The organism is Colwellia demingiae (genome assembly GCF_007954275.1).
Lineage (GTDB): Bacteria > Pseudomonadota > Gammaproteobacteria > Enterobacterales > Alteromonadaceae > Colwellia > Colwellia demingiae.
Window position 1 is genome coordinate 497,385 of the sequence record NZ_VOLT01000002.1, and the last position, 16,722, is coordinate 514,106.

The window sequence follows — 16,722 nt, forward strand, 5'->3', positions numbered from 1 at the left end:
CTTTTGGTAATTAACTCTTTTTAACAGGTCTCTGCCAACCAGCAATATTACGTTGTTTGGCTCGAGTTAGTGCTAAATCATTATCTTCTACTTCTTTGCTAATCACTGAACCCGCACCAACAGTTGCTGAATTACCAATAGTGACTGGTGCTACCAATGAGCTATTAGAGCCAATAAAAGCATTATCACCAATTTCGGTGGTTGATTTATTTACGCCATCGTAATTGCAGGTAATAGTGCCCGCACCAATATTCACCTTAGTGCCAATTTCTGCATTACCAAGGTAACTTAAGTGACCTGCTTTACTACCAGCACCTAAGGTGGTTTTTTTCATTTCAACAAAGTTACCCACATGTGAGTCTTGCTTCATTACTGAACCCGGACGAAGGCGAGCAAAAGGACCTACCGAACAATCGGCTTCGATAACCGTATCTTCAATAATACTGTTTGGCTTAATTTCAACGTTAGCACCAATGCTACTGTTTTTAATAATACAGTTCGCACCTATCTGCACGTTATCAGCAAGGCTAACCTCACCTTCAAAAATACAGTTAATATCGATGCTCACTTCAGTGCCTGTGGTTAAGTACCCACGGACATCAATGCGTGCTGGATCGCGTAAACTGGCGCCAGCTATCATCAGCTCTTCTGCGATTCTTGCTTGGTAAGCACGCTCTAACGTGGCTAATTGCACACGATTATTAGCGCCTTCAACTTCTATTTCTGTTTCAGGGTGCGCAGTAGCAATAGCCTTACCTTCACCATGAGCAGCTGCAATAATATCAGTCAGGTAGTATTCACCTTGAGCATTATCACTAGATAAATTACTTAACCAACGTTTTAAATCACCACCGTTGGCTAATAAAATACCGGTATTGGCTTCATTAATTTTTAGTTGCTCAGCGCTGGCATCTTTTTGCTCAATAATACCAACAACTTGCTGTTGTCCTGAGATTTCTTGACGAACGATACGGCCATAACCCATTGGATTAGCTAGATGAACCGTTAATAGCGCCATACCATTTTCTGGTTTAGCGGCTAATAAACTTTCTAACGTAGAGACTTTAGTTAACGGCACATCACCATAAAGTACTAATACATCTTCATCATCCGTTAAAAATGGTGAAGCTTGATCTACGGCGTGGCCTGTACCAAGTTGTTCAACTTGCTCAACAAACGTTAAATCGTCACCGGTAATACGCTGTTGTAATACATCGCCACCAAATCCATACACTACATAGATATTACTTGCGCCAAGTTGGCGAGCACTGTCGATAACATGACCAACCATAGGCTTGTCAGCTACGCTATGAAGTACTTTTGGCAAAGAAGAGCGCATACGGGTACCTTTACCCGCGGCAAGAATAACGACAGAAAGTGACATGATAAATCCATTCATTGAGCATTTTAAGAGCGCGTATTGTAACCAAGTTTGTACTGCTTAGGCTAGTGGTTGTTAACCTTACAGCATTAAAATAGTTGTTCTATAGCTGTTTACTAACTTAACGATAAAGGCATTAACCTACGGCTAATAGTGTGACGGCTTCAATAGCCTCTGCTTTGTATTGGCTAATTAAACTGGCTAATTCAGGCTTACAAGATCCACATTTAGTGCCGCATTGTAATTTTTCACCCAAAGCATCAACACTGTTACAGCCTTGCGCTATTGCTTTATTAATGGTTTTTTCGCCAACATTATAACAGCTGCAGACTTGCTTTCCTTGGTTGAACTCATCACTAGCAATACCAAGTAATAACGACTGAATGGTGGCAAACGCTAGCTTTTCTTCACTAAAAACATGTTCAAGCCATGCCGGCTCTATTTCAGGCCAGTTTATTGAAAAATAGCTTAAAAAGACAAGTTTACCTGCTTGTAAACAAACAATATAAGACTGTCCTTCTTGGTTAAAGGTTAGCCACTCCCCTGATAAAGCACTTGTTTGTTGACACCATAGCAAAGCATCAATAGTTGGTTCATCTAAAGCAACTTGATAAGAATCACCATAAGCGGTTGTACTTTTAACCCAAAAGTCAGCACTGAGTGTAACGTTACTGGTGGTATGTACGCTTACATATTGCTTATACGTTTTTTTACATAAGGCGACTGCACCGTGTTTACTCTCAGCTTGACCGGAAAGAGGATCAACAATACTTTGATATAAATCACTGACATTACCGTGTGAGGCATAGTTCTTATTCCAGTGAATTGGCATAAAGCATTCACCTGAGCGCTGCTTTGCATCGACTTTCACATGCGCTATGGCTTGTCCTGTACTTGCGGTGATCGACAGCATATCGTCATTTTTCACAGTTAATTCTTGCGCATCTTTAGGGTGTAAATATAAATAAGGCTTGTCAGTATGCGCTGAAAGCTTATTTGTTTTACCGGTACGTGTCATGGTGTGCCATTGGTCACGCAGTCGGCCACTGTTTAATACAAACGGGAACTCTACTGAAGTGCGTTGTAGCGGTAATTGTGGTGTCACCGGAATAAATTGCGCTTTACTTGATGGGGTATTAAATTTTCCGTCAGCATAAACGCGAGCACAACCTTCAGGATAGGTCTCATTAATGGGCCATTGTATTGGCGCCAGTTCATTATATTCTTTGGTTGTTAATTGACTTAAACCGCTTAAATCAAGCAATCGCTCACCGTTATTTTCAAATTGAGTTAGTTGTGCATGTTCTTTAAAAATATCACTAACGTCATCAAAATCAAAACCACTGAAACCCATTTTGGTCGCAACGTCTTGGATAATTTGCCAATCATGTTTGGCTTGTCCTGCTGGTAATACTGCATTACGTTGACGAGATATACGGCGCTCTGAATTAGTGACCGTACCATTTTTTTCTAACCACGGCGTTGCAGGTAATTTTACATCGGCAAAAGCCAAGGTATCGTTTTGCTCAACACAATCCGACACCACTACTAGCTCACATTTTTTCAACGCAGCAATGACTTTAGCGCGATCAGGTAGGCTTACCACTGGATTGGTTGCCATTATCCATACAGCTTTAATCTCACCTGAGGCAAGTTTATCAAACAGGTCAATCGCTTTAGCGCCTTGTCTGTTAGCGATGGTAGGTGATTGCCAAAAACGTTGAACTTTGTCTTGATGCTGTGGATTATCGATATCCATATGCGCAGCAAGTTGATTGGCTAATCCGCCAACTTCTCTGCCGCCCATGGCATTAGGTTGTCCTGTGATAGAGAAAGGGCCACTGCCTGCTTTACCAATTTTACCACTGGCTAAATGACAGTTAATAATGCTTTGGCATTTATCTACCCCTGAAGAGGATTGATTGATGCCCATAGAATAAAAGCTTATCGCTTTTTCACTTTTACAGAACAGATGATAAACGGCAGTTAGTTCTTCAACGTTCACTTGGCAAAAATCTGCAACCTTGGTTACTGTCCAACTAACTACTTGTCTAAGTGCTTGGTCAAAACCTTCAGTGTGTTGTTCAATGTAATCGCTATCTAAGCCTTGGTTTTCGCTTAAAAAATTCAAGAGTCCATTAAAGAAGGCGCCATCAGACCCTGGCTTTAATTGAATGAAATGATCAGCTAATTCACAGGTAGCCGTTTTTCTCGGATCAATCACCACCACTTTCATTGCGGGATTTATTTTTTTAGCTCGTTCAATACGTTGATATAAAACAGGATGCGTCCACGCTGCGTTTGAGCCTGTGAGTAATAATAAGTCAGTTTGCTCTAAATCTTGATAAGTACATGGCACTACGTCTTCGCCAAACGCCCGTTTGTAAGCAGAAACCGCTGACGACATGCAAAGTCGAGAGTTAGTATCAATATTGCCAGAACCGATATAACCCTTCATCAATTTATTGGCTACATAATAATCTTCAGTCAATAACTGTCCTGACACATAAAAAGCCACCGCATCTTTACCGTGTTTTTTTATGATGTCGTTAAATTGCTCAGCGACATAATCAGTCGCTTTATCCCAACTTACTTGCTCACCTGCAATTTCAGGGGCTAACAAGCGACCCGTTAAATCAATAGTATTAAGTAAATTACTACCTTTAACACATAGTCTGCCATAGTTTGAAGGATGGGCAGCTGAGCCAATTAATGACGTTGCTTTGCCATCTGCTACGCTGATATCAACACCGCAACCCACGCCACAATAGGCACAAGTACTTTGAATAAGTGACGGTTCACCGGTTTTAATTACAGGTGAGGTAAGCGGTGATGTCGGTAATAAATCGCTCAAACTGAACTCCAAAAAAATTAACTTGGGCTATAGAATAATTTTCAAGATAACAAGACGGGAAAAGTTTGATGTAGTTTCCTACTTCAACTATTCCCAACAATGTTAGGTTGGAAATTAGCTATAGACGCTAGTAAAAAAGTTGTACTTGCTCGTTTTCGATCCGTATATCGTAAACAGAAATAGTTTGTTCTTCTTGTAAACAGCGCCCTGTTTTTAAAGAGTAATGTTGTTTATATAAAGGAGAGGAAACTACCGGTTCATCATCAATACAGCCAACAAGACCGCGATATAATACATTGGCTTGACCAATAGGATCATAGTTGCCAACGGCATATATTTTCTCTTCGCTGTTAGGAATATGGAAGATGGCTATTTGCTCATCTTCACCTGTAGCATCAGCAATTAAGGCACTTATGCCAGAGTCTTTTACTAGATCACTTGCGTTACAAATAGTGCGCCATGCTTTGTTCGTTGTTGTAGTCATTTTGTTGTGCTCCTCTTAAGCTTCTTCAGCTAATGCATCGGCTGTCTCAGTGTCGTTTTCGATAGTATCGATCAGGGTTACTTCGATTTTTTCTTGGCCACGTGCCGGACGAATTTGCTCTCGTTCAGTAACAAACTGGATATTGCTATCGCCTTTGTCAGAGTTAACAAACGGTTTAAAACGTTTCAATGCTTCTGGATCTTCTATCGTTGTTTTCCATTCACATTGATAAGAGCCAACAATTGACGCCATTTGCGTTTCCAGCACATCGGTAATGCCTAAACTGTCTTTCATCACCACGTCTTGCAAGTAAGCTAAACCGCCTTCTAAATTATCCATCCAAACTGAAGTACGCTGTAATCTGTCACCCGTTTGTACGTAGAACATTAAAATGCGATCAACATATTTTACTAAGGTTTCATCATCTAAATCCGTGGCAAATAAATCAGCGTGACGTGGTTTCATACCGCCGTTACCCGCGACATAAAGGTTCCAGCCATTATCCGTGGCGATAATGCCAATATCTTTCCCTTGTGCTTCAGCACACTCACGAGTACAACCAGAGACACCAAATTTAATTTTATGTGGTGCACGTAAGCCTTTGTAACGATTTTCTAAATCGATTGCCATAGACATACTGTCTTGTACGCCGTAACGACACCACGTAGAGCCAACACATGATTTAACAGTACGTAATGATTTTCCGTATGCGTGACCCGTTTCAAAACCGGCATCCACTAATTCTTTCCAGATTGGCGGTAATTGCTCAACACGTGCTCCGAAGAGATCCACACGCGCGCCACCGGTAATTTTGGTGTATAAATTATATTTATTAGCAACTTCGCCTAATACGATAAGTTTATCCGGGGTTATTTCACCGCCAGCAATACGCGGTACCACTGAGTAAGTCCCATCTTTTTGCATGTTACCTAGGTAAGTATCATTGGTATCTTGTAGTGATAAATGGGGCTTTTTAAGAATGTAATCATTCCATACTGACGCAAGAACTGAACCGGCTACCGGTTTACAAATTTCACAACCTAAACCTTTGCCGTGTTTCTCTAATAACTCATCAAAAGTTTTTATTTTTTCTACGCTAACAATATCGAATATTTCACGACGTGAATAAGCGAAATGCTCACAAATGTCTTTCTTAACTTCAACACCACGTTTTTCAAATTCGTTATCGGCAACACTCTTAACTAAAGCGGCACAACCACCACAACCAGAGCCAGCTTTAGTACAGCTTTTAACATCACCTACCGTTGTTGCGCCAGCGTCAATAGAAGCAATGATGTCGCCTTTAGTGACGTTATGACATGAACAAATAGTTGCTGATTCAGGTAAAGCATCAACACCTAATGTTGGTTTATCAGCCGCCATAGGAAGAATAAGGCCTTCAGGGGACTCAGGTAATTCAATAGCATTAAGCATATATTGCAATAAGGTATCGTATTCACTGGTATCACCAATAAGTACGGCACCGAGTAAGGCTTTTTTATCCGCAGATACTACGATTTTTTTATAAACACCTTCTGGTTGATTCTCGTAGGTATAAGTTAATGAGCCTGCTGTTTTACCATGAGCATCACCAATTGAGCCTACTTCTACGCCCATCAGTTTCAATTTAGTACTCATATCAGCACCAGTAAACTCAGCAATATCTCCATTTTCGCCCGTAATGCCATCTATGTGTTTGGCGACAACTTTAGCCATCGCATAACCCGGAGCCACTAAGCCAAAGATGAAGTTATTCCACAAAGCACACTCACCAATAGCATAAATGTTTTCATCTGACGTTTGACACTGGTTGTTAACGACAATACCGCCACGTTCACCTAAAGTAAGCTCAAACTCACGTGCTAGGTTGTCATAGGGACGAATGCCCGCTGAGAATAAAATCAGATCGGTTTCTAATTCACTACCATCGTTGAAACAAAGCTTATAACGACTAGTATCGCCTTTTTCAATTACGTTAGTGGCTTTAGAGGTGTGAACTTTAACCCCTAAGTCTTCAATTTTTTCTCTGAGTAAACGACCACCGCCACCATCAATTTGCACGCCCATCAATTGTGGCGCAAATTCAACAACGTGTGTTTGTAGACCAAGTTGCTTTATAGCATTTGCCGCTTCAAGCCCTAATAAACCACCACCGATAACCACACCAACTTTACTTACTTTAGCGCTATTTGCGATGTCTTCTAAATCATCAATGGTGCGATAAACTAAACAGTGATCTTGGTCTTTTCCTGGAATAGGCGGAACAAATGGGTATGAACCAGTTGCTAAAATTAACTTATCATAGTGGTAAGTCTCACCATTTTCAGTCGTGACATATTGAACTATTTTATCAATCAAGATCACTTTCGCATTGGTTTTAAAGTTCACACCCAACTCTTCATAATGCTCTGGTGTAGTCATTGCTAAATCGTCTGCAGTTTTACCACCAAAATATTCTGATAAGTGAACGCGATCGTAAGCCAAGCGTGATTCTGCTGAGAGCACTGTTATTTGGTAATTTGGATTTTTAGCCATTTCCTCAACAAAGTGATGGCCAACCATGCCATTACCTACCACAACAATATTAGTTTTAGTTAATAGCTGTTTATCTGTATTCATAAGGACGATCCTACTCAAAATGCGGGAATAAAATAAAACCGTTTAGCAAAAAAACACTATTAACAAGGTTTTATTCAAGATGCTTTGAATAGAGCAAGCTAGATGCCAATATTTTTTTTACATTTATAACAATAACTTAACTAATTTAATATCATTAAGAGTTACCCCTTTGCACTAGGCTGAATATTATTTAGCACTCGGACGGTGCAGCATTATCACAAAATGTAAGCAAACTGAGCAGGGGCTTAAGAAAGAGAAATGAAAATAGAGATAATCACGATATGTTATAGAAAGTGGTAAGTCTGTTACCTGTAAATATTTGAGTATTATGAAGGTGTCACTGAATAGCTATAACTAGGTTCATGATTTCGAAATTATGTTGAACACGCTCATTACTTTACCTTTGTATTAGAAAGGCTTGTTACATACTCTCCAGGACTCATGCCAGATATATTTCGGAACATATAAATAAAGGGAGATAGAGAACTGTACCCCAAATCCAAAGAAATACTTGTCGTACTATGGCCAGCAGTCAGTAATTCTATCGCTTTAAGAAAACGGAGCCTGAGGTTCCATGCCTGAATAGTCATACCTGTTTCTCTATGAAATTTTCGCTCCAAAGTTCGCTTCGACATCGCTAAATCCTCTGCTAACATCAGCGTTGTTTGCTTACTTCCAGGTCGCTCATAAAGTTGACTGCACATTTTCAAAAGCTCAAATGATTTAGGCCAAGGAAGATGCTCAGTAACATGCTTTAAACGTGGCAGCGTACTCAACATTAGAGAAACAACGTCTTCTTCATAACCTGAAATAGAGTATTCAACATCAAATGTAGAAACTTCTATGATCAGCGCTTTTATGATGGGGGATATTTTGAGTACCAAGCTTTTGTCAGTGGGCAGCTGTTGGTATCTGTCATCAATGTATAAGCTTTTTAATTCAGCGCCAAATTCAGTTGAAACACTGTGCGTACACCCACAGGGTAGCCATACAGCATTTTCAGGAGGGATGAAAAGTCTTTCACCAACGACGTCGACAGTTAGCACACCGGAAATAGCATACAAAAGTTGATGCCACCTATGTTTATGCGAAGCGAAATAGTGCCTTGCTGGCATATACTGCTGGCGGGCAAAAACCTCACGAGGAAGGCTTTCCAAATTAAGTAATTTAAGTTCAGTCGGATAATGTGGCATCTACTTCACAATTTGTCGTTTTATATGTATATGTTGTCATAGTGTATAGAGATTGTCTTTCGATTATTAGATATCCTAAGGGTTATACCTATTCCACTTGAAGATTCATGATTCAGCTGGCATTAGAAGCGCCTTTAGGCAAGACATTGATTGACGAGAATAATTATTTCCTTGTCGAATTGAGGAGTAATGTCGTATTAAATTATCAGAACAATCCAAGGTTCAGCTTGCCTGTGTGACAGGAGGTGTGATCACTGTCGGTATAGCTCGATTTGCTTATACACCCATGTTGCCTGAAATGGTCGAAGAAATTGGCCTTACAGAGACTGTTGCGGGGTTTTTGGCAGCCGCAAATTATGCTGGGTATCTGTGCGGAGCATTGCTCATTTCTTTCATGCATAACCTTCAATTAAAAATTAAATTATATCGCTATGGTTTAATAGCAGCTGTCGCGACTACGCTGTGCATGGCTGCGACAACAAATGAGTGGTTATGGTATCTATTACGCTATGTTTCAGGCTTAAGCAGTGCCGCTGGTATTTTATTAGGTGGTGGGCTGTTGATGCTCTGGCTCAGACACAATCACGCAAAAGCTGAACTTGGTATTTTTTTTTCAAGCCTAGGGATCGGAATTGTTCTGACAGCGATTACTGCCCAACTCATAAAAATTGAATATAGCTGGGATCAGCAGTGGTTAATCTATGGTCTATTTGCTCTTATCCTCATTATCCCTGTATTGCTCTGGTTTCCAGACTTTGCTAAGTCAACAATTGGGACACAACACACAGCGCACAAGGAGGCTCAATCCCTTCCCTCAAAACAGTTTTTTCTAACCTTACAGTCGGCTTACTTTTGCGCCGGATTTGGGTATGTGGTGACGGCAACATTCCTCATTGCAATAGTTGAATTGCTTCCCGGAATGAGAGGCCTTGGCTGGGCAGTTTGGTTAGTGGTTGGGGTTGCTGCTGCACCAGGGTGCTGGTTGTGGGACATCTATGTAAGAAAGGTTGGCCTTTGGTCATCACTGTTTCAAGCTTACATCCTAAACATGGTGAGTACTGCTCTGCTCTTGTTCGACCCGTCTGCTACGGTGGTTTTTATCAGTGCTGTACTATACGGTTTCAGCTTTATTGGCATTGTTAGTATGACACTGTCGATGGTAGGACGCCTCTATCCGGAAAATGCGTCCAGAGCGATGAGTCACCTCACGTTCAGTTACGGACTCGCACAGGTTATCGCGCCAGCGCTGGTTGGGATAATTGCCGAAAAAAGTGGAAGTTTCACGGATGGACTGATAATTACTGTGATTGTAATGCTAGTAGGGATCACTTTATTGATGCGAGCAGTGGCGCTCCTAAAGTCAGGAAATAGAGAACTGTTGATTTAAAGAGTAACTAATACCTAGTGCCTAGGCCTATACCTAATGATTTATGATTAATGATTAATGATTAAAATAATCACAATCTTGCCATTAAAAAAATATCACTGATAACCATAAGATAAAGAAGAACACGGTAGCACCTTGCCAAAAAAGTACCGGATTACGCTGCAAAATAGGCTGGCTTTTATATTCTTCCAATGCAGAGACGGTGGGTTTGCTCAAATCAGCTTTAAATTCAGAATACGCCTGTAAACGAAATTTAGGATCGGCTTGGGTCGCTTTTGACAGCACCATATCAAGCCAAAAAGGTAAATCGCTGCGAAATTGTCTAATACTACGATACTGCCACTGTGAATAATTTTCCACGCGACTTTTTTCGTCATTAACAGCGTAGCTGTGCATATCAGCTCTTTGCATCGGCTTGTAAGGTAATTCTCCGCAAAGCATTTCATAAGTGATAACACCTAAGGAAAATAAATCGCTTTGATGGTCTGCATGTAAAGTTAATAAGGTTTCTGGTGCGATATAATTCAATGTGCCTTGTGGCACAGTTTCGGTAACAACATCATCATTTTCAGCAAGAGATGCAATAAGTGCGGTGCCATAATCAATGAGAAAAATTTTACCGTAGGCATCAATCATTATGTTGTCAGGCTTTAAATCCCGATGAATAACTTCTAAGCGCTGAAATGAACGTAAGGCGATAATAATTTGCCCAACAATATCGCGTACTTGGGCAAGATTAGGTTTTGGATTATCAAACATCCATTGCCCCAGAGTTTGCCCATCAATATATTCACAAATATGATAAAGAAAGCGACTATTCTCGCTGCCGCGTTTTATTTTCATCACATGACTATTACTCAGCCTTTCCCCTAGCCAAGCTTCACGTATGAAACCTTGTAAATAACTACTATCATCAGCGAGGTTTTGTGAAGGAACCTTAAGAACACAAGGTTCAGATTCATTAGGGTGTTTCGCTAAATATAAATGTGACCGAATGCTGGCATGAATAACTTTACAAATTTCATAGTCATCAATATTGTTACCAACCGCTAACGCAGGTGGTATCGCCTTATTTAAAAGCTCTCGTTCAATTTCGACTAACGCCCTATTAGGCGTACCGCCGATATAAACTAATAAACAGCTGACATTATCTTCACTGCCATTTGCTATTGCCAACTCCGTAAGTAATTGCGCCATTTTCTCTAACGCTTTTGTACTAGGTGACTGCGTTAATGTGCTTAATTTTTTTTTAATTTGTTGTGTCGATAAATATTCATGAACGCCATCGCAAGTAAGTACAAAAATATCACCCGCTTGAATAGCAACTTGCTGCACATCAACTTGCAATCGATGATCTGCTCCCAGTGCACGGGTTAGCACACTATGAGAGGGTCCCCGCTTTTGTTGATGGTCCTTAGTCAGTACCTCGATCTCATTTTGTCGATACTGGCTGATACGCGTATCGCCGACATGAAAAATATAAGCGGTGGACGATTTGACTATCAGTGCTGAAAAGGTTGTTAACCATTGCAATGTATAACCCGATACCGCATCAGCTTGCGCATACAGCCATTGATTTAAGCTAGATAACACCTTACTGGCAGACTTTTGTGTTGACCAGGTTTGCGGTGTTGCGTAATAGTCGTTAATAAATTGTGTCACTGATAATTGTGCCGCCTCTGCTGCTTTACTAGCACTGGATACCCCATCAGCAATAACCGCAACAACACCTTTAACAGTCAATTCTGCATCACTGGGCACTAAGGATGCAAAAGCATCTTCATTGGTTGCTTTTATACCTGCGCTGCTATAACCACCCAATAACACCTGTAACTTTGCCGGTGTTACCTTAGGCGTATGAGTTGCTTGCGGTGTTTGTGCATTACTATCAGTTTTCATTTATTTCCTATAAATGGCTTTGGTTACCATAAGCTTACTAAACGGGTAACAATTGAGTTATTCACCCTTAATTAACTTTAGTTAACTTTAATTAACTCTACTGTACCGTCTTCTCGAATCTCGGTAATAGAACCTTTTGGCTCTTGCATAAAGAGCAAGGTAACAAAACCTAATACTGCTGTTGCTGCAATCACTAAGAAAAAAGTTTGATAGCTGACCATAGATAATACCGTTAAATAAACCACAGCACCGACATTACCATATGCCCCAGTCATACCTGCTATTTGCCCTGTCAGTCGACGTTTAATTAATGGCACTGCAGCAAATACTGCCCCCTCTCCTGCTTGTACAAAGAACGAACAAGCCATTGCGGTAATCACGGCTAATATTAGCGGCCAGGAACTATCAATTGACGCCATGGCAAGATAACCAAGTGCTAAACCTGCGGTTAATATCAACAACGTTTTCTTACGACCATATTTATCACTTAACCAACCACCGCCAGGTCGAGACATTAAGTTCATAAAAGCATAAAGCGATGCGAGCATGCCTGCATAAACCATGTCTAAGCTAAACGTTTCAGCAAAAAATAATGGCAACATAGAAACTACTGCGAGTTCAGAGCCAAACGTAGCAAAATATAAAACATTAAGCACAGCCACTTGCTTGAACTGATACTGATGAATTTCAGGAACTTTTTCGGTAAATAAATGACCATTTACCTGATAGGTTTTCCAAACTTCAGCAATAAATAATATAACCAAAGATACATAAGCAATTATGGTCAGATTGCTCGATAACAAGCTCACACCTTGCGGTGACAATTTCCAAGTAAGCAAGGCTAAAGCACCGTACATAGGTAACTTCATCAACAATAATAAGTAAAAATCGCCAACACTGGTAACTTCCATCGCGCCAGTTTGCTTAGGTTTAAAGTAGGTAGCTCCTTTAGGCGTATCACTAACATTTGTATACCAGATGAAGCTGAAAAGTAAACTCATCAAACCCGTTAAGGCAACAGCATAACGCCAAGCATCTTCAATACCGAACGTTTTACCTAGGTAGAGAGTGATTAAGGGTAACGACATTGCCGCTGCGGCAGAACCGAAATTCCCCCAGCCACCATAAAGACCTTCTGCAGTGCCTAACTCATGGGCAGGAAACCATTCACTGACCATACGAATACCAATAACAAAACCAGCCCCAATAAAGCCCAGTAAAAAACGAGCCAAGGCTGCTTGTTCAAAATTTTGCGCTAAGGCAAACATAAAACAAGGCAAACTACATACCGCTAGCAGCACTGCAAAGGTTAACCGAGGGCCATACTTGTCCGTTAACATGCCAATGATAATGCGCGCTGGTATGGTTAGTGCTACGTTTAAAATAAGCAGCGTTTTTATTTCACTACTGCTCAGCCCTAAACTATCCGCAATCACCGCTAATAAGGGGGCATGGTTAAACCACACCATAAAGGTGATAAAAAAGGCCATCCAACTTAAATGTAGGATTTTCATTTTCCCAGTAAATGACCATAATTTAATGCCAATTTCACTACTCATTGTTTACTCCTTAAAGTTTATATAACTTTATAGAGCAAGCAAAATGCCAGTAATAAATAATTTTTTATAAGCTTAAGTATCATGAAGTTAGTGGAAATCATACTAAGGGGAGAAGGTGTGGCATGCACTTTTTATGGGGGTCCGCACCTAGACAGTGCAGGAGATTCAATACAGTAAGAAGGTGATCGTTGGGTAATACGAGTTGATTTATCGACTTAAATTAAGCTTATCACTGCCAGCTTTACTCCTGACAGTAATCATTATAAGCGACGAAGTAAGGACAGTTATTTCACTGTTTGGGTGTAAAACTCACCTATGTACTGGCCACCTTTAATTTTTGCAATTAAACGTAATTTATAACTATCTCCTTTATTAGCCACTAAATTACCTAAAGGTGTATTACTACGCCAATAATAAGGGCTCTTTTTCATGCCTAAAGGATACGGTGTCATCTTGTCACTCTTATCGACTAAAAACAGGGTCGCACTATCTAGTGGAAAAGTTGAATTAACTTCAGTAACCCCAGCTTCGTCAGAGACATTTATTTTAAATTCGCCTGAGATAAGTACACAATTTTTATTGGCAATATCACAATGCCCTTCTGGCACTAGTTGTATTATTTTATTTGCTGAAGCTTCATTCTCTTCATAATAATCGGCAGCAATAAAGCCCACAACGGCAAGAATAGGTGCGACCATAAAGGCAAGTTTTGTGTGTTTATTCATAAGATTATCTTTAAGTTATATTGGGTTGTTTATTTTTGATTTCATTAAAACAAATTGCCCTAGAAAAAGAAAGGCTAGGCGACTTTTAAAATGGGTCGTCTAGCCTTTTAGTTTTACGATTTTTACGTTAAGTGTTATTGGATAAAACCATTAACACTTCATCATTTTTCTAGTGATCGTGTGCTGCAGCACAGTCACCTGGAGAACGCATGTTTTCTACCATAGCTACAATATTAGCTGGACATGGTCCAGTAAACTGAAGAACGATGAAAGCGACACCAAAGTTAACTATTGCACCAACTGCACCAAAAGCGTTAGGAGAGATTCCAAAGAACCAATCTTTACCCATGTCACCTAGGAATGAAGTACCTGGAATAAACATAATGCCTTTGTGTTGGAACACATACATCATTGTTACACCGATACCTGCAACCATACCTGAAATTGCTGCTGTACCACTCATTTTCTTAGAGAATATACCCATCATTAATGCTGGGAAGATACTTGATGCTGCTAAACCAAAGGCTAGTGCAACCGTACCTGCAGCAAACCCTGGAGGATGTAATCCAAGATAACCAGAGACTAATATCGCTATAGTCATCACAACTCGACCGGCAAGTAACTCATTTTTCTCTGACAAGTCAGGTGTTAATACCCCTTTCATTAAATCATGTGAGATAGATGAGGATATTGCTAACAATAAGCCCGCCGCAGTAGATAACGCAGCCGCTAGACCACCAGCAGCAACTAAAGCAATTACCCAGTTTGGTAAATTCGCAATTGCAGGGTTAGCGAGTACCATAATGTCACGGTCAACTTTAACCATTTCATTTGGAACCACTACTATTTCTTTCCCAGTCATTGTATTTATTTTGGTGACAGTTTGATCTGTTGCATTAGATGTATACTGAATTTTACCATCGCCATTTTTATCTTCAAACTTCAATAAACCAGTTTTTTCCCAGTCTTTGAACCATTGTGGACGTTCATCATAAACAAGGTTCTGACCTGCTGTAGGTTCAATGGTATTCATCAAGTTAAGACGAGCCATAGCACCAACTGCTGGAGCAACTGTGTAAAGTAAACCGATGAAAACAAGTGCATAACCTGCAGATTGACGTGCTGCTTGTACTGAAGGAACAGTGAAGAAGCGCATAATTACATGAGGAAGACCCGCAGTACCAATCATAAGAGAGATAGTGTAAGCGAACATATTCAATGTTCCGCCTAAGTTACTCGTTGTGTACTCTTTAAAGCCTAAATCAGTAACAACCATATCTAACTTATCAAGTAAGTAAACACCACTACCATCAGCTAAAGTACTACCTAAGCCTAGTTGTGGAATTGGGTTACCGGTAAGTTGTAATGAAATAAAGATTGCTGGAATTGTATAAGCAAAAATCATTACTACATACTGAGCGATTTGCGTATAAGTAATACCTTTCATACCACCTAGTACAGCGTATACCCAAACAACGAACATGCCGATGCCTAAGCCTAAACCGTAATCAACTTCTAGGAAACGAGAGAAAGCAACACCCACACCTTTCATTTGACCGATGATGTAAGTTAATGAAGCGATGATTAAACAAGCAACCGCAACAATACGTGCAGTTTTTGAGTAATATCTATCAAAAATGAATTCAGGTACTGTGAACTTACCGTGTTTACGCATGTATGGCGCTAAAAGCATTGCCAATAATACATAACCACCTGTCCAACCCATTAAGAAAACTGAGCCACCGTAACCTAAGAAAGCAATTAAGCCTGCCATTGAAATGAATGACGCTGCACTCATCCAATCGGCACCAATTGCCATACCATTTTGCATTGGGGTAATACCACCGCCCGCTACGTAAAAATCACTGGTTGAACCCGCACGAGCCCACCAAGCAATAGCGAAGTATAAAGCGAACGTGCTAAATACTGCGATGTAAGTATAGAGTTTTAACTCATCCATTATTTGCTCCCCTCTGCATATTTAATATCAAGCTTATTCATTTTGTGGCCATACCAAAAAATTAAGCCAAGAAATGCATAGATAGCACCTTGCTGTGCAAACCAAAAACCAAGTTTGTACCCACCTATACTAATTGCATTTAGCGGCTCTACCAGAAGTAAACCAAAACCAAATGAAACAACAAACCAGATTGCAAGGCAGATCAAGATAATTCGAATATTCTCCGACCAATATGTTTCTTTATTTTCCACAATAGTCTCCTAGCGACATAGCGTATTTAGCGATTTATTTTTTTATTTCGCTTCATTACGCCTTTCTTAAAAAAGAATTAGTAATAATTTATGAACATTGTAGTAAAAGTGTGGATATAGATTTCTGTCAAAATATCTCCTAGGAGCTAACAGTGGCAAAAATCCATATTCAACTTTTAACTGTTAAATACACTACCAAGCTTTGTTTTAACGGGGTATTAGCCTTTAGTCTAGATCACAAAAAAATCCTAAAAACAGTAGCTTAACTGAGTAAATAGTCTATTTTTAAATTTCCCTCTATTTAATCATGATTTAGTTAGGTTTCACTAAAAAACCAAAGTTATACACCCTTTATAGCAATTACGTCTCGAACTTTAGTCTAGGTTTAAGCAATAACACTTGTCTCTTAG

General features: G+C 40.0%; 11 protein-coding genes. 1 reads left to right on the forward strand and 10 read right to left on the reverse strand.

Annotation, left to right across the window (positions count from 1 at the left end):
• Window positions 1-10: 10 nt before the first annotated feature.
• The 5 genes from glmU to ESZ36_RS04990 form a co-directional block, all read right to left on the reverse strand.
• Entirely contained in the window at window positions 11-1,384 is a 1,374-nt protein-coding gene (gene glmU / locus ESZ36_RS04970) for a bifunctional UDP-N-acetylglucosamine diphosphorylase/glucosamine-1-phosphate N-acetyltransferase GlmU (RefSeq protein WP_146784345.1), read from the reverse strand.
• 133 nt (window positions 1,385-1,517) lie between these two features.
• Window positions 1,518-4,235, reverse strand: a complete 2,718-nt coding sequence (locus tag ESZ36_RS04975) for a nitrate reductase (protein ID WP_146784348.1) — start codon at window positions 4,233-4,235, stop codon at window positions 1,518-1,520.
• Between the two features lie 127 nt (window positions 4,236-4,362).
• Entirely contained in the window at window positions 4,363-4,719 is a 357-nt protein-coding gene (gene nirD, locus ESZ36_RS04980) for a nitrite reductase small subunit NirD (RefSeq protein ID WP_146784351.1), read from the reverse strand.
• A gap of 15 nt (window positions 4,720-4,734) precedes the next feature.
• A complete protein-coding gene (gene nirB, locus ESZ36_RS04985) occupies window positions 4,735-7,338 on the reverse strand; it encodes a nitrite reductase large subunit NirB (protein WP_146784354.1) in 2,604 nt (867 codons plus the stop codon).
• Window positions 7,339-7,730: 392 nt separating this feature from the next.
• Entirely contained in the window at window positions 7,731-8,531 is an 801-nt protein-coding gene (locus ESZ36_RS04990) for an AraC family transcriptional regulator (RefSeq protein ID WP_211357761.1), read from the reverse strand.
• A 235-nt stretch (window positions 8,532-8,766) separates the two neighbouring features.
• Here ESZ36_RS04990 and ESZ36_RS04995 point away from each other — a divergent pair, with 235 nt between their 5' ends.
• Window positions 8,767-9,918, forward strand: coding sequence for a YbfB/YjiJ family MFS transporter (locus ESZ36_RS04995; protein ID WP_246128993.1), 1,152 nt, complete (start codon window positions 8,767-8,769; stop codon window positions 9,916-9,918).
• An 84-nt stretch (window positions 9,919-10,002) separates the two neighbouring features.
• On the opposite strand, the gene ESZ36_RS05000 is transcribed toward ESZ36_RS04995, so the two are convergent.
• The 5 genes from ESZ36_RS05000 to ESZ36_RS05020 all read right to left on the reverse strand — a co-directional run bounded on the left by ESZ36_RS05000 (window position 10,003) and on the right by ESZ36_RS05020 (window position 16,312).
• Window positions 10,003-11,817: a bifunctional protein-serine/threonine kinase/phosphatase gene (locus ESZ36_RS05000; RefSeq protein ID WP_146784357.1), complete on the reverse strand. Its 1,815-nt coding sequence runs from the start codon at window positions 11,815-11,817 to the stop codon at window positions 10,003-10,005.
• 77 nt (window positions 11,818-11,894) lie between these two features.
• Window positions 11,895-13,376 carry a NarK family nitrate/nitrite MFS transporter gene (locus ESZ36_RS05005; RefSeq protein ID WP_146784360.1) on the reverse strand — a complete coding sequence of 494 codons (1,482 nt, stop codon included), beginning with the start codon at window positions 13,374-13,376 and terminating at the stop codon, window positions 11,895-11,897.
• Between the two features lie 284 nt (window positions 13,377-13,660).
• Window positions 13,661-14,101 carry a hypothetical protein gene (locus ESZ36_RS05010; RefSeq protein WP_146784363.1) on the reverse strand — a complete coding sequence of 147 codons (441 nt, stop codon included), beginning with the start codon at window positions 14,099-14,101 and terminating at the stop codon, window positions 13,661-13,663.
• Window positions 14,102-14,270: 169 nt separating this feature from the next.
• Window positions 14,271-16,061, reverse strand: a complete 1,791-nt coding sequence (locus tag ESZ36_RS05015; protein WP_146784367.1) for a sodium:solute symporter family protein — start codon at window positions 16,059-16,061, stop codon at window positions 14,271-14,273.
• Window positions 16,061-16,312, reverse strand: a complete 252-nt coding sequence (locus ESZ36_RS05020) for a DUF4212 domain-containing protein (protein ID WP_146784370.1) — start codon at window positions 16,310-16,312, stop codon at window positions 16,061-16,063. Before ESZ36_RS05020 ends, ESZ36_RS05015 begins: the two co-directional genes overlap by 1 nt.
• Window positions 16,313-16,722: the final 410 nt, after the last annotated feature.

Bases quoted from the DNA above. Each gene is read 5' to 3' on its own strand.
- ESZ36_RS05005 (WP_146784360.1), bottom strand. From the start codon at position 13,376: ATGAGTAGTGAAATTGGCATTAAATTATGGTCATTTACTGGGAAAATG.
- nirB (WP_146784354.1), bottom strand. From the start codon at position 7,338: ATGAATACAGATAAACAGCTATTAACTAAAACTAATATTGTTGTGGTA.
- ESZ36_RS04990 (WP_211357761.1), bottom strand. From the start codon at position 8,531: ATGCCACATTATCCGACTGAACTTAAATTACTTAATTTGGAAAGCCTT.
- ESZ36_RS05000 (WP_146784357.1), bottom strand. From the start codon at position 11,817: ATGAAAACTGATAGTAATGCACAAACACCGCAAGCAACTCATACGCCT.
- ESZ36_RS05010 (WP_146784363.1), bottom strand. From the start codon at position 14,101: ATGAATAAACACACAAAACTTGCCTTTATGGTCGCACCTATTCTTGCC.
- ESZ36_RS05015 (WP_146784367.1), bottom strand. From the start codon at position 16,061: ATGGATGAGTTAAAACTCTATACTTACATCGCAGTATTTAGCACGTTC.
- glmU (WP_146784345.1), bottom strand. From the start codon at position 1,384: ATGTCACTTTCTGTCGTTATTCTTGCCGCGGGTAAAGGTACCCGTATG.
- nirD (WP_146784351.1), bottom strand. From the start codon at position 4,719: ATGACTACAACAACGAACAAAGCATGGCGCACTATTTGTAACGCAAGT.